At 37.7% G+C, this 24,919-nt stretch carries 24 protein-coding genes; 4 read left to right on the top strand and 20 right to left on the bottom strand.

The window, feature by feature from the left end:
• Nucleotides 1-8: 8 nt before the first annotated feature.
• From ACFI4Z_RS17810 to ACFI4Z_RS17775, 8 genes are all read right to left on the bottom strand, one after another.
• Nucleotides 9-914, bottom strand: a complete 906-nt coding sequence (locus tag ACFI4Z_RS17810) for an AAA family ATPase (protein WP_462671717.1) — start codon at nucleotides 912-914, stop codon at nucleotides 9-11.
• Between the two features lie 7 nt (nucleotides 915-921).
• Nucleotides 922-1,311: a response regulator gene (locus ACFI4Z_RS17805; protein WP_462671716.1), complete on the bottom strand. Its 390-nt coding sequence runs from the start codon at nucleotides 1,309-1,311 to the stop codon at nucleotides 922-924.
• Between the two features lie 285 nt (nucleotides 1,312-1,596).
• Nucleotides 1,597-2,559, bottom strand: coding sequence for an ATP-dependent 6-phosphofructokinase (locus tag ACFI4Z_RS17800; protein ID WP_462671715.1), 963 nt, complete (start codon nucleotides 2,557-2,559; stop codon nucleotides 1,597-1,599).
• 124 nt (nucleotides 2,560-2,683) lie between these two features.
• Nucleotides 2,684-3,055 (bottom strand): hypothetical protein, encoded by a 372-nt coding sequence (locus ACFI4Z_RS17795; RefSeq protein ID WP_462671714.1) that lies wholly within the window; start codon nucleotides 3,053-3,055, stop codon nucleotides 2,684-2,686.
• 226 nt (nucleotides 3,056-3,281) lie between these two features.
• Nucleotides 3,282-3,854: a MiaE family protein gene (locus ACFI4Z_RS17790; protein WP_462671713.1), complete on the bottom strand. Its 573-nt coding sequence runs from the start codon at nucleotides 3,852-3,854 to the stop codon at nucleotides 3,282-3,284.
• A 73-nt stretch (nucleotides 3,855-3,927) separates the two neighbouring features.
• Nucleotides 3,928-4,554, bottom strand: a complete 627-nt coding sequence (locus ACFI4Z_RS17785; RefSeq protein WP_462671729.1) for a sulfotransferase — start codon at nucleotides 4,552-4,554, stop codon at nucleotides 3,928-3,930.
• 7 nt (nucleotides 4,555-4,561) lie between these two features.
• Entirely contained in the window at nucleotides 4,562-5,461 is a 900-nt protein-coding gene (locus tag ACFI4Z_RS17780; protein WP_462671712.1) for a hypothetical protein, read from the bottom strand.
• A gap of 1 nt (nucleotide 5,462) precedes the next feature.
• Nucleotides 5,463-5,837: an MAPEG family protein gene (locus ACFI4Z_RS17775; protein ID WP_462671711.1), complete on the bottom strand. Its 375-nt coding sequence runs from the start codon at nucleotides 5,835-5,837 to the stop codon at nucleotides 5,463-5,465.
• A 113-nt stretch (nucleotides 5,838-5,950) separates the two neighbouring features.
• On the opposite strand from ACFI4Z_RS17775, the gene ACFI4Z_RS17770 reads away from it, so the two are divergent.
• On the top strand, nucleotides 5,951-7,297 hold the full coding sequence (locus ACFI4Z_RS17770) for a DUF2254 domain-containing protein (RefSeq protein WP_462671710.1): 1,347 nt from the start codon (nucleotides 5,951-5,953) through the stop codon (nucleotides 7,295-7,297).
• A gap of 45 nt (nucleotides 7,298-7,342) precedes the next feature.
• On the opposite strand, the gene ACFI4Z_RS17765 is transcribed toward ACFI4Z_RS17770, so the two are convergent.
• From ACFI4Z_RS17765 to ggt, 3 genes are all read right to left on the bottom strand, one after another.
• Entirely contained in the window at nucleotides 7,343-8,053 is a 711-nt protein-coding gene (locus ACFI4Z_RS17765) for an SIMPL domain-containing protein (protein ID WP_462671709.1), read from the bottom strand.
• 105 nt (nucleotides 8,054-8,158) lie between these two features.
• On the bottom strand, nucleotides 8,159-9,853 hold the full coding sequence (locus tag ACFI4Z_RS17760) for an NAD-dependent malic enzyme (protein WP_462671708.1): 1,695 nt from the start codon (nucleotides 9,851-9,853) through the stop codon (nucleotides 8,159-8,161).
• A gap of 168 nt (nucleotides 9,854-10,021) precedes the next feature.
• Nucleotides 10,022-11,803, bottom strand: coding sequence for a gamma-glutamyltransferase (gene ggt / locus ACFI4Z_RS17755; RefSeq protein WP_462671707.1), 1,782 nt, complete (start codon nucleotides 11,801-11,803; stop codon nucleotides 10,022-10,024).
• A gap of 86 nt (nucleotides 11,804-11,889) precedes the next feature.
• On the opposite strand from ggt, the gene rrtA reads away from it, so the two are divergent.
• Entirely contained in the window at nucleotides 11,890-12,477 is a 588-nt protein-coding gene (gene rrtA / locus ACFI4Z_RS17750; protein ID WP_462671706.1) for a rhombosortase, read from the top strand.
• A 27-nt stretch (nucleotides 12,478-12,504) separates the two neighbouring features.
• Here the strand turns inward: rrtA and ACFI4Z_RS17745 are convergent, their stop codons facing one another.
• From ACFI4Z_RS17745 to ACFI4Z_RS17710, 8 genes are all read right to left on the bottom strand, one after another.
• Nucleotides 12,505-14,997: a S9 family peptidase gene (locus tag ACFI4Z_RS17745; RefSeq protein WP_462671705.1), complete on the bottom strand. Its 2,493-nt coding sequence runs from the start codon at nucleotides 14,995-14,997 to the stop codon at nucleotides 12,505-12,507.
• A 111-nt stretch (nucleotides 14,998-15,108) separates the two neighbouring features.
• Nucleotides 15,109-16,260, bottom strand: a complete 1,152-nt coding sequence (locus ACFI4Z_RS17740) for an endonuclease/exonuclease/phosphatase family protein (protein WP_462671728.1) — start codon at nucleotides 16,258-16,260, stop codon at nucleotides 15,109-15,111.
• A gap of 21 nt (nucleotides 16,261-16,281) precedes the next feature.
• Nucleotides 16,282-17,214, bottom strand: a complete 933-nt coding sequence (locus tag ACFI4Z_RS17735) for a YeiH family protein (RefSeq protein ID WP_462671704.1) — start codon at nucleotides 17,212-17,214, stop codon at nucleotides 16,282-16,284.
• Nucleotides 17,215-17,441: 227 nt separating this feature from the next.
• Complete coding sequence (locus tag ACFI4Z_RS17730) at nucleotides 17,442-18,590, bottom strand: 5-(carboxyamino)imidazole ribonucleotide synthase (protein WP_462671703.1); 1,149 nt, start codon at nucleotides 18,588-18,590, stop codon at nucleotides 17,442-17,444.
• Between the two features lies 1 nt (nucleotide 18,591).
• Nucleotides 18,592-19,074, bottom strand: a complete 483-nt coding sequence (gene purE, locus ACFI4Z_RS17725; RefSeq protein ID WP_446889419.1) for a 5-(carboxyamino)imidazole ribonucleotide mutase — start codon at nucleotides 19,072-19,074, stop codon at nucleotides 18,592-18,594.
• 156 nt (nucleotides 19,075-19,230) lie between these two features.
• Nucleotides 19,231-20,817 carry an ABC-F family ATPase gene (locus ACFI4Z_RS17720; RefSeq protein ID WP_462671727.1) on the bottom strand — a complete coding sequence of 529 codons (1,587 nt, stop codon included), beginning with the start codon at nucleotides 20,815-20,817 and terminating at the stop codon, nucleotides 19,231-19,233.
• A gap of 228 nt (nucleotides 20,818-21,045) precedes the next feature.
• Nucleotides 21,046-21,501 carry a globin family protein gene (locus tag ACFI4Z_RS17715; RefSeq protein WP_462671702.1) on the bottom strand — a complete coding sequence of 152 codons (456 nt, stop codon included), beginning with the start codon at nucleotides 21,499-21,501 and terminating at the stop codon, nucleotides 21,046-21,048.
• Between the two features lie 830 nt (nucleotides 21,502-22,331).
• Entirely contained in the window at nucleotides 22,332-22,817 is a 486-nt protein-coding gene (locus tag ACFI4Z_RS17710) for a GNAT family N-acetyltransferase (RefSeq protein WP_462671701.1), read from the bottom strand.
• A 78-nt stretch (nucleotides 22,818-22,895) separates the two neighbouring features.
• Between ACFI4Z_RS17710 and ACFI4Z_RS17705 the strand changes: the two genes are divergently transcribed.
• The gene (locus ACFI4Z_RS17705) at nucleotides 22,896-23,108 is read left to right on the top strand and encodes a hypothetical protein (RefSeq protein ID WP_462671700.1); all 213 of its coding nucleotides are present in this window, start codon (nucleotides 22,896-22,898) and stop codon (nucleotides 23,106-23,108) included.
• Between the two features lie 110 nt (nucleotides 23,109-23,218).
• Here ACFI4Z_RS17705 and ACFI4Z_RS17700 read toward each other — a convergent pair whose 3' ends face one another.
• Entirely contained in the window at nucleotides 23,219-23,386 is a 168-nt protein-coding gene (locus tag ACFI4Z_RS17700) for a hypothetical protein (protein ID WP_462671699.1), read from the bottom strand.
• A 249-nt stretch (nucleotides 23,387-23,635) separates the two neighbouring features.
• Between ACFI4Z_RS17700 and bktB the strand changes: the two genes are divergently transcribed.
• Nucleotides 23,636-24,829, top strand: coding sequence for a beta-ketothiolase BktB (gene bktB, locus ACFI4Z_RS17695; RefSeq protein WP_462671698.1), 1,194 nt, complete (start codon nucleotides 23,636-23,638; stop codon nucleotides 24,827-24,829).
• Nucleotides 24,830-24,919 lie beyond the last annotated feature (90 nt).

The following is a 24,919-nucleotide window of genomic DNA, read 5'->3' as shown; positions in this document are numbered from 1 at the left end:
AGCATATTTTACAAGGGCACAGGAACAGCGTTTAGTAACTGTTTTATTTGTAATTCGCTTGTTTGCTCATCAATTCCTAATCGATGAGCTGCCACGCTTTTAAACACAGTTTGCACATCATCGGGAATTACAAAGTCTCTACCTTCAATATAAGCCCAGGCCTGTGCAGCTTTACCCAATGCAACACTTGCTCTTGGCGACAACGGATTAGTAAAAACACCGCTCTGTCGGGTGTAAGATACAAGTTCAATAATATAATCAATGATGGGAACTGCAATAGTCATTTTTGAAATTTCAGATTGTATATCAATTAGTTGAGAAGAGTTTATCCGTTTAGGAAGCGCATCATAATCACGATTATTAACACCTAAAATTAGCTTTCTTTCTGCTTCCTTTGGGGGAAAACCTAAACTTATTCGCATCATAAAACGGTCTAATTGTGACTCAGGTAGAGGGTAAGTACCTGCTTGATATAAAGGGTTTTGTGTAGCAATAACGAAAAATGGTGTTGGTAGGGGGTATATATCACCATCCATCGATACTTGTTTTTCTTCCATTGCCTCTAACAGTGCACTTTGCGTTTTTGGTCCAGCACGGTTTATTTCATCGGCTAACACAACTTGACTAAAAACGGGCCCTTTATGAAATGTAAAGGTGTGCTCATTTGAGTTAAAAATACTGGCACCTAAAATATCCGATGGCAGTAAGTCACTGGTGAATTGAACTCGCTGATAAGACAAACCTAAAACAGATGCAAGTGCATGAGATAGGGTGGTTTTTCCCATGCCAGGTAAGTCTTCAATCAGTAAATGGCCTTGACTAAATAAGCACGTTAAGGCGAGTTTAATTTGTGTTTTTTTACCAAATATAACCTGTGATAAATCATCAATAATATCTGTGACTGTAGAATGCATAGTAACCTTAAAAATGTTCGACTATTTCTAATCGCTTCATTACTGTATCAACTTTTTTCGCGTTAAAAGGCTTGGCAATAAAGCCTTTAGCACCGAGCTCCCAAGTATTTTGTACATTCTCTAAACTATTATGTCCGGAGCACATTACAACATGGGTATGTGGGTAATTATCATTCAGATATTCGAGAATTTCAGTACCATCTGTATCAGGTAACTCTATATCAAGAAAGATGACATTAGGGGATTTTTCTTTGATTAGCGATTTTGCAGATTCAAAATCACGGCTTTCTAAAATATCTTCAAAACCTAGCTCAGTTAAGATTTGATTCAAGTAGTCACGAATATCTTGAACATCATCAATAATCAAAATAGGTTCTAACGGGCGCACAAATTCCATGTTGTTTACTTCTTGTGATACAGCTTAAATTGTAATTTAATACTAAGCTAAGCGATAATGAAGCTCAAGAAAGATACTGTAATAAAACCAACTATTTGAAATAAATCATCAAAATGTCCGATACCGTCTAGTATTGGACATAGTGCGTGTGGAAGTAAGGGGGAATCATAAATATACATTGCTATACATTAATAACCTATAATTTATATTATGTTAAATAAGATAATTAAATACAAATTAGCTATCAGTACAGCCCTCTTTTAGAACTTTAAATCGCTTAATCAGTTACCTGGAAAATATTGATAAAAGCTCATCTACTTCTTCTGTTATTTCATGCTTTTTAAAAACGCTTTCAAACTTAGTTAAACAATATTTATTATTAATGATCCCTGTCATTACACCTGTTTTATTCTCTACTAGTGCATGAACACTTAAACTACCCAGCCCAATTGCCAGCATGCGATCATTTGCAGTCGGATTACCACCACGTTGTAAATGGCCAAGTTTTGTTAATCGAACATCGATAAGTGGATTTATTGATTTTATTTTATTACAAACTAAATCAGTTCCAGTTTCATCTCCCTCAGCAACGACAACGATAAATGCATGTTCACTGTGATAACTTTTGATCTTAGCGAGTAAACGCAAAATATCATTTTTACTTTCTGGGATTAAAATTGAATCTGCACCAGACGTTAATCCAGAGTATGCAGCAATATAACCTGAGTCTCTGCCCATAACTTCAATTACAAATACACGATTATGTGACTCTGCTGTATCTCTTATTTTATCAATACACTGCATTGATGTGTTGACCGCGGTATCAAACCCAAGCGTATAATCAGTGCCTGCTAAGTCATTATCAATTGTTCCAGGAATACCAATGCATTGAATGTCACATAACTGCATTAACCACATAGCGCCTTTAAAACTTCCATCACCACCAATAATAATTAGCGCATCAATTTCGTTGTCATTAATAGTATTAATAGCGCTTTGTCGGCCTTGTTCTGTTTTAAAAGCTTCACAACGAGCTGTTTTTAAAATTGTGCCACCCAAGTGCATTGTTGCTTGTAACGTTTCAAGATCTAAAGAAATTAAATCATTGTTGATCAGCCCCTCAAAGCCCTTGCGAATGCCAGTTACTTTAATATTAAATTGTTGAGCTGTTTTTACAACTGCATATAGCGCTGTATTCATACCGGGTGCGTCACCACCCGAGGTTAAAATACCGATATGATTTATCATAAAATGATCCACGCTTTTAAAGTGAGTATCATATATTTTAGATAAGATTTAACACTGAGTGTAAAAAATCAATGCTACATTTGATCTTGTTATAACTTTGATCAATTAAAGACAAAAGTCTAACTTAATTTATCGCTAATAAGTCATTATGTTTGTGGGTAGTCAATCTTTCAGTAAACAGCTCTTTTGTATGCAAAAGCTCTTCGTTTGATAAACTAATATATACCATGGGAGCCGATTGATTTTGAGCGAGTGACTTAAGCTGTTCATACTCAAGCATATTTATGACTCTATCATCAAAAAAGCTTTTTGTTTGGTTATAGAACGTACGGTTATTGTATGCATCCATTTGCCAAATTATAGACTGATACATACTGCTGGATATTTCACGCACATTTTTATTAGATTGAAGTACTTTATATTCTGAATAGATAAAGCTACTCAAAACCCCTATTCCAATCAAAGACACAGTTGTTAAAGCCGTCATTAATTTCATGGTCATCTCCTTATCCCATTATTTAAATAGTCATTAAACTTTCAAATACTAATAATTTGATCAAGCAGCTATGCTTTGTTTAATAATTATAATAGGATTAAATGAATGTGACCTTTATTTGCAGAATATAAGTTGATTGCTCGATTTATTTAATGAATAGTATTGAGGAATTAGGCTGTTAAAATAATTTAATAGCCTATTTAACATAACTTACTTGGGGCAGTTTCTAATGCAGCGCAGCGGTAAATGGAATTTTTTTACAAATATTAGCTTCTGCTATTAAAATTTCCTCTAATCGCACGTCTACCTCTGCTTTGTCAAAGTATTCATACGCAAGCTCAACAAATAAATTCTTGTGTTTTTCCTCTGACTTCGCAATAGCCACATAGAATTCTTTTTCTTTTCCCTCAGGTAATGCTTTAGCAACTAAAGAAAAACGTTCATGCCCCCTCGCCTCTATTACTGCGCCAACAAGCAATCTATCCATTAAAAATTCATCACGACCATTTCTAAAAACAGCACGAATTTGCTTAACATAAGGGTCTTTTTGGTCGTTACCTAAATTTACGTCACGGTCAATTAGAAGCTTCAAAACTTGCTTAAAATGTATCATTTCTTCCAGAGCTAAATCTGTCATTGCTTTAACAAGCTTACGGCGATCTGGGTAATGCGATAACATAGACATAGCCATGCCCGATGCTTTTTTTTCAGCAGCAGCATGATCTTGTAAAAAGGTATCAAAATCGGCTAGTACAGCCTCAGTCCATGAAAACGGAGTATGGTATTTTAATTCAAACATGGTATAACTTACTTTAAATTCAATAGCGCAATTTTACCGTAATCAATCGATAAAATCTTGTAGCAGCACAAAGTTAATATACAACCTTATCTATTTTTCCATTTGCTGTAGAGTCAATTTTAAGCGGATGCTTAATTTTATTCCAAGCTGTTACTTTTCCGCCTATGTTCATTTTTTCAAAGTCGCTTAAGCCTTCTGGGACTGAGCAATTTAAAAAAGTGCATAGTTGCTCAAAGCTCTCTTTTTTACTTATATTAATAGATAAAAAATCATTCTCTCTATTTTTAAAATAGCTTTGGGCTTGTTCAAAATGCTGCAAGTATTGCTCTTTAAAATAGATATCGCAGGCCATATTTTGTACAGATAAGTTTTTAAATGTATTTAAGTAACAGCGCTTAATATGAGGGTTGAAACCACCATCTTCTCGTGTCAGGTTATTATACATTCTTTGCAATAGTTGACGTATAGAAGGCACCCACAACTCAATTTCTCGCTCTAAATAAATGAACTTTGAATGTGGATATCGTTTATCTAAAGCTTTAAAGTCATTAAAAATTGGAGTATCAGCAATAACTTGAGCATTATTAAAGCACTGTTTAGTATAAGCTGTATGAGCGGTCTTAAATCCCAACTCTAAAAATGTATTGCATACACTTGTGGTGCCAGTTCTTGGTAGGCCTACAATAAAAATTCGGTTGATGTTCATTTTATTGAATGGGTGTCTTTATTGATTCTGGGTCAAACCAAAAATTAGTGATATTAAGAGGTGTTAACTCTGACATATGACTATTTGTCAGTGGAATAATGGTTTTTTGTTCGAGCTTTGCATTTTTAATTGCTTCGGTAAAATAATGATTAAAAAGCTCGTCAAATTTACCACTTTCATGCATTCGCTTTAATCCAATTGAAATAGCTTTGTGGATGTCTGGACGACTAGGGTTAACAAAATAATATATTGCCGCTGGATATTTTATTGCTATATTAGGAACCACTGTTATATCAGTATCAGACTCAAGCTGTTTTAGCTCCCATCCAGTTTCTAAAATAGAGCGCGGAAATGCATCCCCTCGCCCTTTATGTAACATACTAAATAAAGCCTCATAACTTGTAGACGTTGATACTTCGAAACCATTATCCTGCAAAATAGTTGTATCAGGCCAGTCATGACCTTGAATAAAATCGAGGTTAGAAAGTTCAGTTGCACTATTAATTTTGTCAAATTTTATAAGCTTGTCTTTTGTTGTTAATAATAAACGAAGCCCATACAACCCTTTATATATGGGTATTCTGACTGGCATTAAATCTCTTTCTCTTTCAATACTTGTCATTGACCAAGCGACATTAACTAATTGGCCTTCAACCAACTCTTTTAAAGAGCGACTTTGTACCATGTTAACCGACTCTTGTAATGTGTGTTCGTATTCACTGTGTTCTAGAGCAAATTTTAATAGGACTAATGGATACCAACTTTCTTTTTCATAATCACGTTCAGGTTTTGGATAATACACGTCTAACCGAGTTGTCTCTTCTGCAATAGAGTCTGTGCCGTTGGCTGTTATCGGGGTAAAGAGCACAGCTATAGCGATACAAAAAGACCATGATTTCATATTAAAAGAACCGATTAAACAGCAAGAAAAATGCAGATAACGCAAGTACTGCAAACGTTGATATCATACCTATAACACGTAGTTTAAAGGTACCATCTGTTAACGCAATGCTGTGACAAATACGGCCAAATACTAATAAGCCACCTAAAAGATGGCAGTAATGGCTACCCAATCCCTGAAACTCAGCTAAAAAAATTAAAATAAGTGCAAAAGGTACATACTCAATAAAATTTCCATGGGCGCGAGTTGCTCTTATCAATGATTCGTTGTTATCTGTTCCTAAAGAGATTTTATTCGCTTTTCGAACCTTTACTACCTTCATGCTAAGGTGAATATACATAAATGCTAAGACAGCTGCGTAAAAAGAGATAATCACAATTTAATTCCAAATATTTTTCACTATGATAGCACAAGATCTCTTTTTAAATAGCCAGCAACAAACTAGTTTTTTATGTTACCTTGTTGATAAAACAGGTCAAAAGGAAAAGTATGTTCACACCACGCAAAATTGCCAACAATTATAGAGAAATGATTAATAGCATAGGCTTTTACCCATCTGTTTTATCAATTAGTTTTCTTATTTTAGCCACTATAACAGTATCAATTGAATATACGTCACCTATCTCACAGTTAAAAGATCAAATAAACGTGTTGTTAGTTGATAGTGAAGAAAATGCGCGGACTATTCTAAGCACGCTTGCAGGCAGTGTTATCTCGCTAACGGTATTCAGTTTTTCAATGGTCATGGTTGTCTTAAATACTGCCAGCGCTAATTTATCGCCGCGTGTAATCCCCGGTCTTGTTACTAAAAAATCACATCAACTGGTACTTGGTTTTTATCTTGGTAGCATAATTTACGCAATTATTATGCTAATTAATATTAAGCAGATGGAGGATTATGTTGCGATCCCCTCTTTAGGTGTGCTCATTTCACTCATTTTTGGCTTAATATCTTTAGGTCTATTTGTTTACTTTATCCATTCAATTTCAAAAGCTATTCAAGTTGATAATGTTCTAAATGATTTGTTTAAGCATACTAAAAAAGAAATCACAGATGTTATCGAACGCCAGAAGGCGAATCCAATAAAAGAATTCCCTGAGTTTGAATCATGGCACTCGATTGAAAGTACAACTGAGGGTTATTTTAAAGGGGTTAATTCTGAAAAACTCTGTGAAATTCTTGCTCAAGAAAAAATTAAAATTTACATTGTTGTTAATCAAGGCTACTTCACTGTTAAAGGCTACCCATTTTTGAAGTGTGACAGTGATTTATCTGACAAACCAGAGTTAGTTGAAAAGTTATTAAATTGCTTTATTTTTTATATCGAAGAATATATTAGCGATCATTATCGCTACGGTTTAACCCAAATATCAGAGATTGCAGTTAAAGCAATGAGCCCCGGTATAAACGATCCTGGCACAGCAGTAAAAGCTATTGATATGTTAAGTATTTTATTAATTGAAAGGTTAAAAATCAGCGATATAAACTATTCATTCAAACACGCAAATAAATATCCGCTTCTTTATATTCACGAGACATCGTTTGAAGAACTACTTCATGATAACTTTACTCCGCTGCGTAATTATGCAAAATCAGACGCCTATGTTATGACTAATATACTAGAAGCGTTCAAAAATATTTTGTTTACGGCGCACGAAAATGAGCAAGCTACAGTAAATTTATTTAATTATTTAACGGCAATAGTTGACGACATAAACGAACAAACGTCTAACCAATATGATAGAACCGAAGTAATAAATATGCTCAAATCAATACAAAGAATTTCACCAAAGAAAGGTGAAATTCTATTAAAGAGGTTTACATATAAGATATAGAACTTAGCCACAGTGAGAAGTATATTTCTCACCGTGGTGTATCTTTTAATTTTCGATTAAGTAAATTGCATAACTTGATGCAGAAATTGTAATTTCCCCTGCATGATATGAATCAGGAACTACGCCTCCTGACTCACTATCAGATAACATAGCCATTTTAGCTCTTGCGTAAGGTTGTACACTGGTATCCATCGGGCTCATTGACGCACTGTACAACCCCTTTATTTCTACACCGAAGTCACTAGCAAACTCTTTCGCTGCTTGACGGGCATCTTTTATTGCTAACTTTTGTGCTTGCTGGTGTAATTCATTATATTTGCTTGATACAAATTGCGTGTTGTTAATTTGGTTTATACCTTCGTTAACTAAGCTTTGTAACAGCGTTGGATATTTATCAATTGAATTGAGCTTAATTGTTATGTTACGCGATACTCTAAAACCAACAAATTCTTGAGCATTTGTTTGCCTATTGTACTTGGTTTCACGGTATATATTGATCTGCCCTGCATTTATGTCTTTATCTAAAGCACCAGAATTTTTAGCAAGCTTAATTGCTTTAGCCATGGTTTTGTCAGCTTTATTTTTTGCAGCTAGTAAGTCTTTATCAATTTCTACAATACCGACGTTTAGTAAGACAGTGTCAGCAGCCGTGGTAATTTCTGCTTGGCCTTGAATATAAATATGCGGCGCACTTGGTGTACTTTCAGCAAACACATTAAAAGTGAGTGCCGCAGCAAGTAAAGGTAAATAACGCATAACATTCCTTAATAATTAAATTCCGTCTATTAGATACCGTACGTGGTTAATCGAAAATGAACAAGCGAAAAAAAACAGACCGAAGTCTGTTTTTCAATTACTGCTTTAGTTACTTACACGTTTATAATTACGATACTTAGGTAACCAATAATTTTTATCGATTGCGGCCCATAACATATCATCAGTTATCTCAAGTGCCACACCTTCTTCAATCGCTTTTTTTGCTACCCCAAACGCAATCCGTTTACTTAAGGTTTCAATTTCAGTCAGCGCGGGTAACAAGCTACCCTCACCGGTGTTAGCTCGCGGTGAAGACTCTGCTAATATTTCACTTGAAACCATCAGCATTGCATCGGTAATTCTGGTTGCCTTTGCAGCAATAACACCTAAACCAATACCTGGGAAAATATAACTGTTATTACATTGTGGAATTGGGAACGTCTGACCATTATAAACAACCGGCGAGAATGGGCTACCAGTTGCAACAAGCGCTTTGCCATCGGTCCATTTAATTACGTCCTCTGGTAATGCTTCTACTTGCTTAGACGGATTACTTAATGGAAAGATAATCGGCTGTGCACAATTACTATGCATAGCGCGAATAACTTGCTCGGTAAATAAACCTGGTTGGCCAGACACACCAATTAAAATATCAGGTTGAGCACAGTGCATAACATCTAATAATGATGCAAATTCACCACTGTAAGTCCACTGTGCTAAATCGTCGGTTTGTTGAGACAAAGCTTGTTGGAAGTCACGAAGCCCTTGCATTCCTTGTGTTAGCAAACCAAAACGATCAACCATAAAAATTTGGCTTCTCGCTTGTGTATCCGAAATTCCCTCAGAAACCATTTGGCTAATGATTTGCTCAGCAATACCACACCCTGCAGAGCCCGCACCAACGAACACGACTTTTTGCTCTGAAATTTTTTCACCCTTAACACGACATGCAGCCAATAAAGACCCCACGGTTATAGAGGCTGTACCTTGAATATCATCGTTAAAGCTGCAAATTTCATTGCGATAGCGTTTAAGTAAAGGCATCGCATTAGGTTGTGCAAAGTCTTCAAATTGTAAAAGCACATTAGGCCAGCGACGTTTCACTGCCTTAATAAATAGATCTAAAAATTCATCATATTCATCTTGGGCTATACGTTTATGGCGTGCTCCCATGTACATTGGGTCATTTAATAATTTTTCGTTATTAGTGCCCACATCTAGCATCACAGGTAATGTATAAGCAGGGCTAATACCACCACATGCTGTGTAAAGAGATAATTTACCAATCGGAATACCCATGCCACCAATACCTTGGTCGCCAAGGCCTAAAATACGCTCACCATCGGTAACAACAATAACCTTAACTTTACCTTTGGTCGCATTACGCAGGATATCGTCTATTTGATAGCGATCTTCATATGAAATGAATAAGCCACGTGCACTGCGATAGATGTCTGAGAATTTTTCACAAGCATCACCGACTGTTGGGGTATATATAATTGGTAGCATTTCTTCAAGATGATCACGCACTAAACGATAATACAATGTTTCATTATTATCTTGTATTGCACGTAAATATATATGCTTATTGAGATTATCACTAAAACTTGAATATTGTTGATAACAACGCTCAACTTGTTCTTCAATAGTTTCATAACGTGGCGGCAACAAACCCGCTAGGTTAAAACTTTCCCGCTCTTTTTGAGTAAATGCACTACCTTTATTTAATAGAGGAGTTTCGATCAAGCCCGGGCCTGAGTGATGAATATAAAGATAATTTGGATCGGTATTTGTAGTCATAATTCCAAGCTTAGCGATGTCTTTTAAATTTGATCTGTCATTATTAGGCATGAATAAAAAAAAGCAATGAGATTCAACCTTGTCAGACCATTCACAATGAGAAAAAAGCGCAATAAATCACCGCGCTTTACAGTTTATTGTACATTATCTTAAGAATACGATTAAGGATTATTCGTCAGAATTAGATGCTTTAATTGCAATATCTTTATCCCCTAGCGCAATACCTTCACGGCGAGGATCAGCTGCACCATATAAAGCACCATTTATTAGTTCAACTGCGTGTAAGCCCGAGTTCAAATCTCTGATATGAACAGTATGTCCACGCTTAGTAAGTGACGCTTCGAGCGTTTCTACCGGCATACCTTTTTCAATTGTAGTATAACGATTACGGTTTGTTACACGGCCAAGATTAATAGCTTGTTGAGCAGTTAAATTCCAATCTAAAACGCCAATAAGCACATGCGCAACATAATTAATAATACGACTACCACCGGGTGACCCCACAACTAAACGCAAACTTCCATCCTTGTTAAACACCATAACTGGTGACATAGAGCTGCGCGGGCGTTTTCCTGCTTCAACTCGGTTGGCTAAAAGTTTGCCATTTTTTTTCGGTGATAAAGCAAAATCTGTTAACTGGTTATTTAATATATAACCATTAACCATAACCGTTGAGCCAAATGCCATTTCAATTGAACTTGTCATTGAAACCGCATTTCCAGTACTGTCTACAATTGACACATGCGACGTTGAGGGTAATTCATAAGCATCATCCTGTGCATAAGCTAACTTTTCCTTAGGCTCTCCAGCTACAGCAGGTGTATCTTTTTCAGTAATGAGTGCACTACGCTGTCTTATATAGTCTGATTCGAGGAGTTCTTGAGTAGGAATATACGCAAAATCAGGGTCACCCATGTATACATTCCGATCGGCAAATGCCAATCGTGATGCTTGGGTAAAATAATGAATTGCGCGTTCTGAATTTGGCTCGTACTGTGCTAATTGTTTATTCTCTAGTAAAGCAAGAATTTGAATGACTGCAACACCACCGCTGCTAGGCGGAGCCATCGAACAAACAGTGTACTCATGATAAGGCGCACAGACGGCGTCTCGTTGTACACTTTTATACTCTTTCAAATCGTTTACTGACAAAGTACCTGGTGCTATTTTGCTGGTTTGAACTGCTTCAACCATTTGCTTAGCATTATCACCTTTATAAAAAGCATCAATACCATGAGCGGCAATGGCTTTATAGAGATCGGCTAAAGGCTTGTTCTTTTTTAGAGTACCAATTGCTAGGGGTTCACCATCGATAAAAAAGTAATCACGAATAACATCAAGTTCAGTTACGCCAGGGTTAAAACGCTTAGCTAGCAGTTTATGTAATCTTGGGGATACTTTAAAACCTTGCTCTGCTAATTTAATCGCTGGTTTAAACAACTCAGCCCATGGCAGCTTACCGTATTGTTTGTGTGCGTTTGCAAATGCATGTAGTACACCAGGTACACCCACTGAACGCCCACCAACGACTGCTTCAATCCATTTAACCGCCTTACCGTGTTTATCTAAAAAAAGTGTCTCATCTGCATTTTCTGGTGCTGTTTCACGGCCATCAAAACTGGTTAATGTATTTGTTTTATAGTCAAAATACATCATAAATGTACCGCCACCAATGCCAGAAGATTGCGGCTCGACCAAGGTTAAAACTAATTGCGTTGCAATGGCGGCATCTATCGCATTACCGCCTTTGGCCAATATTGATTGACCCGCTTTAACGGCATAAGGATTAGCAGCAGCAACCATGAATTGATCATCGGCAACTTGCTGCTTTGCATAATGGCCTGTTGCCGCTTCTGGCTCACGTGTTTCTCGTTCTGTGGCACTGCTGGCTAATGCGGGAAGTAAAACACTTGCAGCTAAAATGGCCGATTTTGAAAACTTAAATAACATAAAATAGCTTTATTACACCTAGATAATTGGCATCTTAAAATTAAACGGGCACAATATGCAAAAGAATGCTGTAAAAAAAGAATAAAATGCTCAATATACCCCTTCAACTTCGTTATATCTTACCTCCACTTTGCTTGATGGCATTTAGCACATTACTGGCAATGTTTAATTTGAATGATTTACTTGAGTTTAACCGTGAGTTAATAGAACAAGGCCAAGTGTGGCGTTTAATAACAAGCCAATATGTCCATGCTAACCTGGCTCATTTAGCCTTGAACTGTGCTGGCATTTTACTTATTTGGTTACTCCATGCTGAGCACACAACGCCAAAGTCGTATGCTATTCATACCTTATTACTGGCAATATGGTGTGGTTTAGGCATTTATATATTTTGCCCGGACATACGCATATACACTGGACTAAGTGCATTACTGCATGGGGTTATTGTATGGGGCGCTGTAAAAGATATCAGTGTCGGAATGAAAACAGGCAGTCTGTTATTTGTTGGTATTTGGCTAAAAATAGCTCATGAACAATACGCAGGTCCAAGTGAACAAGTTGGCCAATTAATCGCTTCTAGAGTGGCTATAGATGCACATTTAATTGGTGCCGTTGGGGGAATTGTTTTAGCAATCCCGATGATTATTAAAATGATAAAAAAAACGCCAAACTAAGTTTGGCGTTTTTTATTACTTAAGAAACTAAAGCGTTTCTTTAAACAACTTATAAATACGACGATATTCATCTAACCAGCTTGAAGGCTGAACAAAGCCATGTGGTTCAACAGGGAAAATAGCCGTTTCAAAGTTTTCTTTTTCAAGCTCAATAAGACGCTGTACTAAACGAACTGAATCTTGGAAAAACACGTTATCATCAACCATAGGTGCATTGATCAACAAGTGATTCTTTAACCCTTCAGCAAAATAAATTGGTGAGCTTCTTTCATACGCAATAGGGTCAACATCTGGGTGGTTTAAGATATTAGACGTGTATGGCGCGTTATAATGTGCCCAATCAGTCACAGGACGAAGTGCAGCCCCTGATTGAAATAAATCAGGCTCTGTGAATAATGCCATAAATGTCATAAAACCGCCGTACGAGCCACCATAAGTGCCCACTGCACCGGTATCAACATTGGCATTTTTAGCCATCCAGCTGACTCCATCAACTAAATCTTGTGTCTCTGGCGTACCCATTTGACGATAAATAGCTGTACGCCAGTCACGCCCATAACCTTTAGATGCGCGATAGTCCATGTCCATGACGACATAACCTTCAGAAGCCAAAAGTGAATGGAACATAAACTCGCGGAAGTATCCAGACCAACCCATATGAGAGTTTTGTAGATACCCTGCACCGTGGTTAAAGATAACGGCTTTACGATTTTTTCCGCTCTCGCCTTCAACATAATCAGCCGGGTAATAAACTTTAGCGTAAATTGGTTGCTCGGTATGGCTTGAAGGAACCGCAACAATCTTAGGTGCAATTAATTGTTTTGCTAAAAACTCATCAGAGACTGTATTGGTCAGTTGTGATGCTTTTGCATTTGCGGTGGCATCCGCGACAAACAATTCTGGTGGCGCCATAATCTTAGAGTGAGTTAATAATAGCTTTGATTCATCCGGACTAAGTTGATAATCAGTCATGCCATCTAAGTCAGTGATCTGTTCCGATTGAGCTGTTTTCGGGTCAACGCGATAGATTTCATAAAGGCCCGGATGCTCAACGTTCGCTTTATAGTAAATAGCACTATTATCAGCAGTAAGTGTTAAGTTAGATACAACAAACTTACCTTTCGTAAGTTGGGTTGCTTTACCGTTTAATGGTTTTTTATAAATGTGGCTGTAGCCAGACTCTTCTGATAGATAATAAAGCGTATTTGAGTTATTCAGCCAGCCAAAATCATTATAGGTATAGTTAACCCATGCATCATCATGTAAGCGGTGCTGAGAGACAAGTGCATTGCTTTCAAAATCAACTGATGCAATCCAGCGGTCTTTGTTATCCCATGCTTCAAGCATCAGGGCAACTTGAGAACCGTCATGATTCCATCTAATAGCACTTTGAGACCAGCCCCAATCCATCATTAGATTAATTGCACGAGGTTCTTTTTTCGACTCGTACGTTTTGCCATCACGCGCGTGGTTTTCTTTTTTTACAGCGGCAAGTACATCTTCATCAAAGCCTGGTAACGTATCAAAAACTAGCGTGTTTTGAGTTTGCGTTGCTAAATCAATATAAATGACTTCAGATGTTTGTGGTTTTGAATCAGCAACTCTGCGACGAACCTTTTCAGCATTTACACCCGCGTTATCTGTAATGTAATTAGGCATGATGTCTGCGTCTTCACGCCATGAGCGTTCTTCAGTCACAACGGCAATCAGTGCTTGCCCATTAGGTGACAATTGCACATCGGCAATGCGATTACCTTTGCCTAAGTAAAACTGTGAATTAGCAATACTTGCATTTTGCTCATTCAACTGCTCTTTACGTGTTTGCTTATCAAGTTTGTTTTTATGCGTTAACGCTATGTAGTCAATCAGTTTATGTTGCTCTTTGGCAATGTAACTAGTTGGTTCTTTAACGCCTGATGGTTTATCAGCAAGGTGAAGATTAACAAGTTCAACGCGTTTACCTGTGTTTAAGTCAACCTTAAAAAAAGCATTTGCTTGGCGAAATGCAAGTGTTCCGTCAGTTAAAAACTGAGGCTTAGATTGCCTAGCACTATCATGGGTGATCTGAGTAATGTTACCTGATTGAACGTTCTTTACGAAGATATTACCTTCAAATACATAGCTTTGCAGTGATTTGTCAGCAGAGTACACTGCATTTTTAGCGCCTAATGAATGTAATTGCGAAAGCGCAACTGGGCTAGCTTGTTGAGTGTTAATAGCTTGCGTGTACAAATCGCGTAAGGTATTGCCTTGTTGTTTTTGTGCATACACAATATTTTTTGAATCTGCGGCCCAAAAAGCACGCTCTGGCTGGCGACCTAACCAATCAGGATGCGCCATCGCTTGCTCTAGCGTTATTTGGCTTGTACCTGTATTACTTGGTGTCACGACAACACTCGCAACTGGAGATTCAGATACTTGTGCTGAAGGTGTAGAGGCCGTCGTTTGACAACCGCTAAGCATAGAGCTTGATGCGATTGCCAACGCGATTAACGTTTTATTTGCTGTTTTTACAATCATAGTGCTTCTTGAAGATTATTATAATTGGCTTAATTTAAGCAGAACCTCCCTTATGAATGCAATTTTTTAAGACAAACAGACAATCTTTAAAGCTAAATGAAAGCTATAACCCTATTTTACAATGAGATCTAACCACACCATTCGGTGATCTGAAGATGCATTGCGGTCCTTAATTAAACGGTATAACTCACTGTTTTCAGCTGGCCAAAATACACCACCTCCTTCTACACTTAAGCCATATACTGATGGAAGAACATAGTCTGCCCTAGCTGCCCAATAAGCAGTATAAGAGGCCGCATAACTTTCAGAAAAACGACTCGCAGCACTTTTACTAACAGGCGTAAAGCTGCTGTTAACAAAAGGATTAGCCAGTAACTGATTTGTTGTGTGTGGACGCTTTTTGTCCCCTTCCGGTGCTGCATTTAAATCACCAAGGATTACAAAACGAGAGTCTGCTTCAAGTCCTCCTTTGAGCCCTTTATCGTCGTAAATATAAGCGGCATTTTCGACATAATCCTTTATCAATCTAATCTCATCATGGTTTCGTTTACCATTACGGTCTTCATCACCGTCAAATACAGGAGGCGTTGGATGAGATGCAAGTAAATGAATAGTTTTACCTTTTACCGTAATGGGTAAGTCCCAAAATGATTTAGAACTCAGTCGCATCCCTTGCCACTCTTGTTCGTTATACCAATTTTCACCCGTTTTAGGGTCTATCGGCATTTGAGCATTAGGCATATCTTTATACTTAAACGTTTGAAGAGTGCGCGCTTTATCAAAATCTATGGGGTAACGCGATAACATAGCCATGCCATAATGCCCTTCGAAAAAGCCAAAGCCGTACGCATCTCCTTGAACACCACTCGCCTTGCCATCATTATCAAAATCAAAAGGGGATGCTAAACCGGTGTTGACGGGGGCAATGTAAGTATAAGGGTAATTAATCGCAGGTTGTTTCTTTTGGCTTACTTGTAAATAATGCTTTTTAAAATATTCAATACCTTGTGCTTTATCAACATAGTCAAATTCATTTAATAGCAAAATATCAGGTCTAATTCGCTGTATAATTTCAGCAATATTTTTTATTTGTTGATGATCACTTTTTAACGCATTGACCAGCGCATCTGGGTTTATTTGTTCACCCCTTGGCGTATAATTTGTAGCGTCCATACTCACATTAAATGTTGCAACGCGTATTGGTGTAGCAGCATCTATATAATTTGTGTAACCCACTAGCAATGAAGATGTCGCTAACGCCATTAAAACTCTATTAAGTTTCATTTAAATAAACCCATCTAAAATTAATAACAAAATAACCCCACTCACGATGACCCATAATACCGTCGCCATTATAAATGGCTTAACACCGGCCTGCCTCAAAACAGAGAGTGACAAACCACTGCCAATTAAAAATAAGGTCACAACCAATATCTGTTTGGCAGCACTATTTAATGCAGACCAAATCGATGAATAATCTGGTAGATATGTATTGATTAGTGCAGCCGCTAAAAAGCCGACTATAAATAATGGAATACTGGCTTTTTCCTCAGAGCGCCAGAACACACCTGCTATTGTTGTGTATGGGATGATCCACATTGCTCGAGTTAGTTTAACTGTAGTAGCAATACTTAATGCTAGTGCGCCGTATGTAGCAGATGCACCCACAACACTACTGGTATCATGAATTGCTAACGCTGCCCATAACCCAAACTGCTCTTGGCTTAAATTTAAATAATGACCAATCGTTGGGAACAATAATAAGCCCACACCATTAAGTAAAAATACCACCCCTAAAGCAACCGCAACTTCGTGATCTTTAGCCTTAATAACGGGTGCCATCGCAGCGATTGCGCTACCACCACAAATGGCTGTACCAAATGAAATTAACACCCCTGTATTACGGTTTAATTTAAACACTTGGGTGAGTATTTCACCCAAACCAATGATCGCTGTAATACTAACAATAGTTAAAACTAAAGAGCTACGCCCTACTTCTATAACGTGATTAAAATCTACGGCAAAACCAAGTCCGATAACGGCGGCTTTTAATAACCACTTACTCGCAGATTGCGAAAATTCCGCGTACGGGTTGCCTAATATTATAGCAAACGCAGCACCTAAAACTAAGGCAACACCTGCTCCCATTAAAGGTGTAATACATAACCCTAATAAAATAAGATAGGCAAGTTTAATTAAATTAGTTTTAACAGGCATATTATTCCAAAATACAGCAATAATTAATTTATTCGTGCTACTGAATTGAAGAATGACATAAAGTTTTCATGAAAAAAAGAAAATGCGGTCATCTGCCCAAGATTAGACTTACAAAGGATAAAAACAATGCAATTTAAGGGGGTGAATTGTAATTATTGAAAAATAAAATGTGGGTTGCTTAGAGTAACTAAATAGTAAAAAGCCGAGTTTATCTCGGCTTAGGTAGATTAATTTAAAATCAGTGCTGCACTAGTTTCAATAATACCAGGGTAGTCACCATCAGGCAGAATATCGGCTAAATCAGCAAGGCGTTCGCCTAGCTCATGCAAGCTAGATGCTGAGACATTAATATGGCCCATTTTACGTCCTGGTTTAGCCGTTTTACCGTACCAATGGCTTGTAACATCAGCAATACTCAAAACAGATACTGGAATACTTGATTGGCCAAGTACATTGATCATCGCGCTCACTTGCTTAAGCTCTGTGTTGCCCAGAGGCAATCCTGCAACAGCACGCATGTGGTTCTCAAACTGTGAACAGTGCGTCCCTTGCTGAGTCCAGTGACCCGAATTATGCACGCGAGGCGCTAATTCATTAACTAACAACTGGCCACTAACATCAAAAAACTCAATGGCAAGCACACCAACGTAATCAAGCTCATTCGCAATCTTGTTAAAAGCATCTTCAGCTTGTTGTTGGATTATTGACTTTTCTTTACCAGCGATAGAAAGCGTAAGCACACCATTCGTATGTTGGTTTTCAGTTAACGGATAAATTGCTGTATTACCGGCTTTATCACGGGCTCCAATAATAGATACTTCGCGATCAAACGGAATCATTTTTTCAGCAATAATTGTATGCGGTGTTTGCTCAGAGCCTGATGCTATAAAATCAGCCATTTCAGACCAGATTTGGTCGATTTGATCATCTGACCTTAAGCGCCACTGCCCTTTACCATCATAACCTGCTTGGCATGTTTTGATGACCAATGGCTTACCTAGTATTGATACAGCTTCTACGAGGTGAGCTTTTTCTGTAATCAGCTTATACGGCGCACACGCTACATCTGTTTTGCTAAGCAATGCTTTTTCTATAGCACGGTCGCCGCCAGTTTTAATAGCTGCTTTACCTGGGTAAAACTTATTACTGGCACAGCATACTGTTAATACATCGTCTGGAATATGTTCAAACTCAGCGGTAATAGCATCAACGTCTACTATTGCTTGTTCTAACGTTGTGTCAAAAACTTCATTAGTTAAAGGATGCACAATTTTTTTGCTGCCTACATCATAAGCAACAACATTAAGATTTAACGGTGCGCCTGCTAAACTCATCATGCGGGCTAATTGACCGGCACCTAATATTAATATATTCATCTTACTCTGCTGGATTTGGGTTAGCTAAAATAGTCTCTGTTTGTTCTTTACGGAAAGCTTCAACCTTTGCGAAAATCTCAGGTTGTTGGCAGCCTAAAATTTGCGCTGCAAGTAAACCTGCATTAGCAGCTCCCGCATCACCAATTGCTAAAGTACCTACCGCAACACCTTTTGGCATTTGGCAAATTGAAAGTAGCGAATCAACACCATTAAGTGTTTTTGATTTAACAGGTACACCTAATACTGGTAATGATGTAAAAGCAGCCGCCATACCTGGTAAGTGAGCTGCTCCACCGGCACCCGCAATAATAACTTTAATGCCACGCTCTGCAGCAGAACTTGCATAGTCAGCAAGTAATTGAGGAGTTCTGTGCGCTGAAACAACTTTAGTTTCATAAGCGATGCCAAATTTATCTAGCATGATCGCTGCGTGTTCCATAGTTGGCCAGTCTGATTTGGAACCCATAATAATGCCAACAGTCATAAATACTCCTCAGTAATCTAATTTTCGAACCAATAGCGGACTTTTGTCCTTATTTGAAGCCGGTCATTATACACGTATTAAAGATAAAATCGCGAAAAACGACCAATAAAAAAGCCATGACATGCATGGCTTTAAAATAGTTATAAAAACGCGTTTTTACGCTTCTTTACTTGCTAGGTACTCAGAATAAGTACCTCTAAAGTCTATAATCTTAGCGTCTTTGACTTCCCAAATACGCGTGGCAAGTGAAGATACGAATTGACGGTCATGTGACACAAACAGTAATGTACCTTCGTATGCTTCAAGTGCAAGGTTGAGTGCCTCAATAGACTCCATATCCATGTGGTTGGTTGGTTCATCCATTAATAGTATATTTGGCTTGTGCATCATTATCTTACCGAATAGCATACGGCCTTGTTCACCACCTGATATCACTTTAACTGATTTTTTAATATCGTTCTGCGAAAATAACATACGTCCTAAAAAGCTACGAACAACCTGTTCATCATCACCTTCTTGCTGCCATTGCTCCATCCACTGAAATAAATTCATGTCCTGCTCGAATTCATCAGCATGGTCTTGGGCGTAATAACCTATATTAGCGTTTTCAGACCATTTAAATTCACCTTGTTTCGGTGCTAATCTACTTGCAAGTGTATTTAGTAATGTCGTTTTACCAACACCGTTTTCACCAATGATGGCAATACGTTCACCTACTTCAACAAGTCCATCAAGGCCAGTGAACAACATGTCTTCAAACCCTTGCCCTAGGTTTGTAAGCTCAAGCGCGTTACGAAATAACTGCTTTTCTTGCTCAAAACGAATGAAAGGCGATTGGCGAGAAGAGGCTTTAACCTCATCCAGTTGTATTTTATCGATTCGTTTCGCACGCGATGTCGCTTGTTTTGCTTTAGAGGCATTAGCAGAGAAACGTGAAACAAATTGTTGTAGCTCAGCAATTTGACTTTTCTTCTTCGCGTTTTCACTTAATAGACGCTCACGAGCTTGCTCTGCAGCAAACATATACTCGTCATAGTTACCAGGGTAAATACGTAATTCACCGTAGTCTATATCAGCCATGTGTGTACAAACAGAGTTTAAGAAATGACGGTCATGGGAAATGATTATCATGGTACAATCACGTTGATTTAATACATCTTCAAGCCATTTAATTGTATAAATATCCAAGTTATTGGTTGGCTCATCAAGAAGCATAATATCAGGGTCTGAAAACAACACTTGAGCTAACAAAACACGTAGTTTAAAACCTGGTGCAATTTCTGACATTGGCCCGTAATGTTGCGCAGTATCAATACCTACACCCATTAATAGCTCACCCGCTTTTGATTCTGCTGAATAACCGTCCATTTCGGCAAATTCAGTTTCAAGATCAGCTACTTTCATGCCATCTTCTTCGCTCATTTCAGGCAAGCTGTAGATTCGGTCACGTTCCTGTTTGATTTCCCATAGCTCTTTATGACCCATGATCACAGTATCAATTACCGAATACTCTTCATAAGCAAATTGGTCTTGGTTTAATTTTGCTACACGCTCATTGGGATCAGTACTAACGTTACCAGAAGAAGGCTCAAGTTCACCGCTTAAGATCTTCATAAAAGTAGATTTACCACAACCATTCGCGCCAATTAAACCATAACGGTTACCTTCGCCAAATTTCGCGGAAATGTTTTCAAATAATGGTTTAGCACCAAATTGCATGGTGATGTTAGCTGTACTAATAATAGCGCTACCCTCCAAGGGGAAATCAAGAAATTTAATTGGCGGGAGTTTAAACCAAAAACAGTGTTTTTTCTATGAATTATTGGGGTATTAAATCATCAAAGTCTGCATTGATGCGTGTGAATAAATAAAACGATTAAAGTACCATTAACAGATTAAATAATATTTATATCTAATCTTATTTATTGGTTTGGTAAATCTAAAAGACACTTTTTAGAACAGTGTCAGTTATCATCGATTGTAGTATTGCCGATTTTTATAAGATATAGGGTCAAAGTTAGGGTATGCCGCACTTCGCATGACATCTGCAATTGCTTTAAACGTTATAATCCACGCTTCTCTCCACTCTGGTGTAAACTCATTACCAAGTCCTTTTTTAAGTGTGTATAAAAGAGCGTTACCCACTGGCGTATAATCGTCTACAGTTACACCGTAATCGATATGTTTTCGCGCCAACTTCTGAAGCACTGGGACTAATTCATCCAAGTTTTCTAACCCCTTAACGGTAACCCCTAAGGTCATCATTAACTTTTTCCCCTGATCTTTCAAATCGATCTTAAACAAAGCCCTCAATTTAGGGTCGTAATCAAATAGCTTGGCATAAAAAATAGCAGCCGCATCGTCAGCTATTGGTGCTACTTTTTTAAAATTGCTTTGTACTAATGATTTTTGATGTGTAGTTAACATGACACTTCTTAATATTGAACACGTGAGTCCAAATATATTAGTACAAAAATTACATTAAAGAATGGTAATAACTAGTTTAATACTGAATGGAGACGACTAATGGTGTTATATATTTAAGTAGATCAACCGTATTTATTTTTTAATAAAGCACATCTACTTCGAATAGATATACTTTATTAAGCTCTGCAGCATAAGTAATGCGTATGCTTATAGTCTCACTTAGGAGTTACTACTTATTGTTCATCGTCGCTATTGAGTCAAAATCTTGTAGATTTACGCTAACCTCTCTTTCTCTGAAAAACAAAATTATCTTTTTCGGATATAAAAAATAACCCCTGTATCTACAACGTTGTGTCCGTAATATATTAAAAGTTAGTGATGACACGTAACAGATATAACAACAGACACAAAATCCAATAAAGGTAACGGTTAAAATGTTTAAACTTAATAAATAAAACAAAACACCAAGGAGTAAACCGCCATATTTGTGTAGCTTGTAACCCGGATAACGATGGTATTGGAAGTAATCGAGTCGATTCATATACCAATTCCCTCGCTTAGAGCCTGATTCATTTAAAAATTTACTTTCTCTAAAGTCGTTAAACATAAAAACCTCACTCCCCTCCTTATTTAATATAAGTATATCCAATCTTCGCTCATCGAGTAATTATCTATTGGATTATTTTCCAGTTTGCTCCAACGTGGGTAAGAAATGATTTAATAACTCTGCTTTTGATTTGCTATATCGACTCTTCTAAATGGCTTTATTTAACATTTGTTTGAAGGCTAGCTATTTAGCGAGTTATGTATGATGTGTTCTTTAGTTAAATTTACTTATATTGCCATACGTTATTGCTTATCTGAGTAAACCCAATTTTACTGAGTAGCTTTTGCGAGGAGAAATTGGCTGGATCAACGTTGGCATAAAGCTTCCTAATCGTAGATTTTAGAATAGTCTCAAAAGACTTGCTTACAACAAGTTGGTTTAATACCTCAAACATATACCCTTGATGCCAAAACTTTGTGGCTAACTCAAACCCTAGCCAAGCTTTCCCGTCTTTAATATCATACAAGCCAACACTGCCCATAACCTCATGGGTATGATTGTTAATAATAACAAGACGAATACCGGTTTGCTCATAAAAGCAGGTTATATCATGTTGAATTATCTGTTTAACGTCGTCTCGACTTAAAGGTAAATCATAATCGTTAAACTGTGCAACCTCTGGTTCATTTAAAATAGCGAATAAGGCCGGTGCATGTTTGTGAGTAATCAAACCCATCGTAATTCGTTCAACACTTTGTTGTTTAAACATGATAAAAATGACTTAAAACTTTATAGAGCGTTATTATTACCTTAAGATACACAGCTAACAAGCACTAAGGTAAATGTAATGAGCGATAATTTTAAAGTAATTCAACCTACAACCACCGTCTATTGCCCAAAAAGAGGCGAAGGGTGGACCTTAACTGGTATAACAAGTATAGACGAGTTTACCTCTGTGATGTTTGATGGTGTGCGTTACACCCTCCCCGCGAGAGAAATTGTTGAACAGTTGTTACCAAATCAACTAGCAAGAGAAAGCGAAAATCAAACAACCAACTAAAAACTATTTATCTTACTGTGAGTAAAATGAATAGTTTTGTTTTTTAAAAAAATAAAGCCACACTAAATGTCTTAAATGTTGTTAAATATGGGTTAATTGATACGTTCAAATCAGGATGATTTCTTTTTCTTAGGAAACACGCCAAACCAAAATGCCATTTCAAGAACAAAACCAGAAATAATAAAAATAAACACTCCTGATGAAATGCCATACGAATAACTTGCGATTGCAGCTATAACCAATGCTGTCAAAATTAACACGCGTTTTAATATACTCATACTAATTCCTATAAATCTTAAAGATGATTTAAATAATCATGTACTTAACGTTTAACCTACCTTAATAGCGCATCAAGTGACTGTCTATATATTTAATGTTACTGATTATTTCAGCCAACATAGTTCAAATACGTTCATAAAATAAGCGTGTTTAGTTGTTTGAAGATAATTTATCATTTATGCGATAAAGTAAATCCTCGAACTAGTATGTACACAACACAGTTTTAACAAACAATAAACGAGACCACAATGACAACAACTAACAATAACAGCGTTGTAATATTAAGCGCGGTGCGCACTGCCATCGGAGGCTTTGGCGGCAGCCTTAAAAATTTTACTCCTGCACAACTTGGCACTCTTTGCGCAAAAGAAGCCATAGCAAGAGCAAAATTGTCACCGGAGGAAATTGGCACATGTGTTGTCGGTAAAGTAATTCATAACGGCCCTAAAGACGCTTACCTTTCGCGAGTAATCGGTTTAGACGCGGGTTTACCAATTAGCAGCCATGCAGTTACACTTAATCGGTTATGTGGCTCAGGCCTTGAAGCAATCATTCAAGCCGCTCAGCAAATTCAATTAGGTGACGTTGATGCGGCATTAGCCGGCGGCACCGAAAGTATGAGTACCAGTGCGTACACTCTCTCCAGTAATCGTTGGGGGCAAAAAATGGGCGACAGCATAATGATTGATGAGCTCACCACCACATTACAAGACCCATGGGATAACAACCCAATGGGCATAACCGCTGAAAACATTGCAGATAAATATTTCATAACACGCGAACAGCAAGACGCATATGCCGCGCAAAGCCACCATAAAGCGGCTAACGCCATTGCAGCAGGCCACTTTAAAGAGCAGATTGTACCAATCGAAGTTAAATCACGCAAAGGGACACACATTATTGATACCGACGAGCACGTACGAGCCGATACGATAGCCGACAAGCTCGCAACATTAAGACCGTATTTTAAACAAGACGGCACTGTTACTGCCGCTAGCTCATCAGGTATCAATGATGGCGCTGCAATGTTAGTCCTTATGTCAGAGCAAAAAGCCAATGAACAAGGGTTACACCCTCTCGGGCGATTAATTGGTTATGCCAGAGCAGGTGTTGATCCTACGTTAATGGGTATTGGCCCTATTCCTGCCGTACAACACGTAATGGAAAAAACTGGATTAACCATTGAGCAAATGGATGTTATCGAATCAAACGAAGCCTTTGCAGTACAGGCGCTTTGCGTAGCTAACGAGTTACATTTCCCAAAAAACAAAGTAAACCCGAATGGCGGCGCAATTGCACTAGGTCACCCAGTAGGTGCAACTGGGGCTATTTTATCGACCAAATGCCTTTACGAGCTTAAACGTATTAACGGTAAATACGGGTTAGTCACACTATGTATTGGCGGCGGCCAAGGCATAGCCGCTATTTTTGAAGCACTTTAAAGTATTACGGAGCAAATATAACTTAAAGATTAGGTTACTTATGAGCCACCAGAAAATGCGATGGCTCATAAAGGCTTGTTTTTATTGATA

Source organism: Pseudoalteromonas sp. RWi3, from assembly GCF_054960735.1.
Note: the sequence above shows the minus strand (reverse complement) of the source record. Positions and strands in the feature narration are given on the sequence as shown.

Coding starts and splice junctions, on each gene's coding strand:
- ACFI4Z_RS17810 (WP_462671717.1), bottom strand. CDS start 914: ATGCATTCTACAGTCACAGATATTATTGATGATTTATCACAGGTTATA.
- ACFI4Z_RS17805 (WP_462671716.1), bottom strand. CDS start 1,311: ATGGAATTTGTGCGCCCGTTAGAACCTATTTTGATTATTGATGATGTT.
- ACFI4Z_RS17800 (WP_462671715.1), bottom strand. CDS start 2,559: ATGATAAATCATATCGGTATTTTAACCTCGGGTGGTGACGCACCCGGT.
- ACFI4Z_RS17795 (WP_462671714.1), bottom strand. CDS start 3,055: ATGAAATTAATGACGGCTTTAACAACTGTGTCTTTGATTGGAATAGGG.
- ACFI4Z_RS17790 (WP_462671713.1), bottom strand. CDS start 3,854: ATGTTTGAATTAAAATACCATACTCCGTTTTCATGGACTGAGGCTGTA.
- ACFI4Z_RS17780 (WP_462671712.1), bottom strand. CDS start 5,461: ATGAAATCATGGTCTTTTTGTATCGCTATAGCTGTGCTCTTTACCCCG.
- ACFI4Z_RS17770 (WP_462671710.1), top strand. CDS start 5,951: ATGTTCACACCACGCAAAATTGCCAACAATTATAGAGAAATGATTAAT.
- ACFI4Z_RS17765 (WP_462671709.1), bottom strand. CDS start 8,053: ATGCGTTATTTACCTTTACTTGCTGCGGCACTCACTTTTAATGTGTTT.
- ACFI4Z_RS17760 (WP_462671708.1), bottom strand. CDS start 9,853: ATGACTACAAATACCGATCCAAATTATCTTTATATTCATCACTCAGGC.
- ggt (WP_462671707.1), bottom strand. CDS start 11,803: ATGTTATTTAAGTTTTCAAAATCGGCCATTTTAGCTGCAAGTGTTTTA.
- rrtA (WP_462671706.1), top strand. CDS start 11,890: ATGCTCAATATACCCCTTCAACTTCGTTATATCTTACCTCCACTTTGC.
- ACFI4Z_RS17745 (WP_462671705.1), bottom strand. CDS start 14,997: ATGATTGTAAAAACAGCAAATAAAACGTTAATCGCGTTGGCAATCGCA.
- ACFI4Z_RS17740 (WP_462671728.1), bottom strand. CDS start 16,260: ATGGCGTTAGCGACATCTTCATTGCTAGTGGGTTACACAAATTATATA.
- ACFI4Z_RS17735 (WP_462671704.1), bottom strand. CDS start 17,214: ATGCCTGTTAAAACTAATTTAATTAAACTTGCCTATCTTATTTTATTA.
- ACFI4Z_RS17730 (WP_462671703.1), bottom strand. CDS start 18,590: ATGAATATATTAATATTAGGTGCCGGTCAATTAGCCCGCATGATGAGT.
- purE (WP_446889419.1), bottom strand. CDS start 19,074: ATGACTGTTGGCATTATTATGGGTTCCAAATCAGACTGGCCAACTATG.
- ACFI4Z_RS17715 (WP_462671702.1), bottom strand. CDS start 21,501: ATGTTAACTACACATCAAAAATCATTAGTACAAAGCAATTTTAAAAAA.
- ACFI4Z_RS17710 (WP_462671701.1), bottom strand. CDS start 22,817: ATGTTTAAACAACAAAGTGTTGAACGAATTACGATGGGTTTGATTACT.
- ACFI4Z_RS17705 (WP_462671700.1), top strand. CDS start 22,896: ATGAGCGATAATTTTAAAGTAATTCAACCTACAACCACCGTCTATTGC.
- ACFI4Z_RS17700 (WP_462671699.1), bottom strand. CDS start 23,386: ATGAGTATATTAAAACGCGTGTTAATTTTGACAGCATTGGTTATAGCT.
- bktB (WP_462671698.1), top strand. CDS start 23,636: ATGACAACAACTAACAATAACAGCGTTGTAATATTAAGCGCGGTGCGC.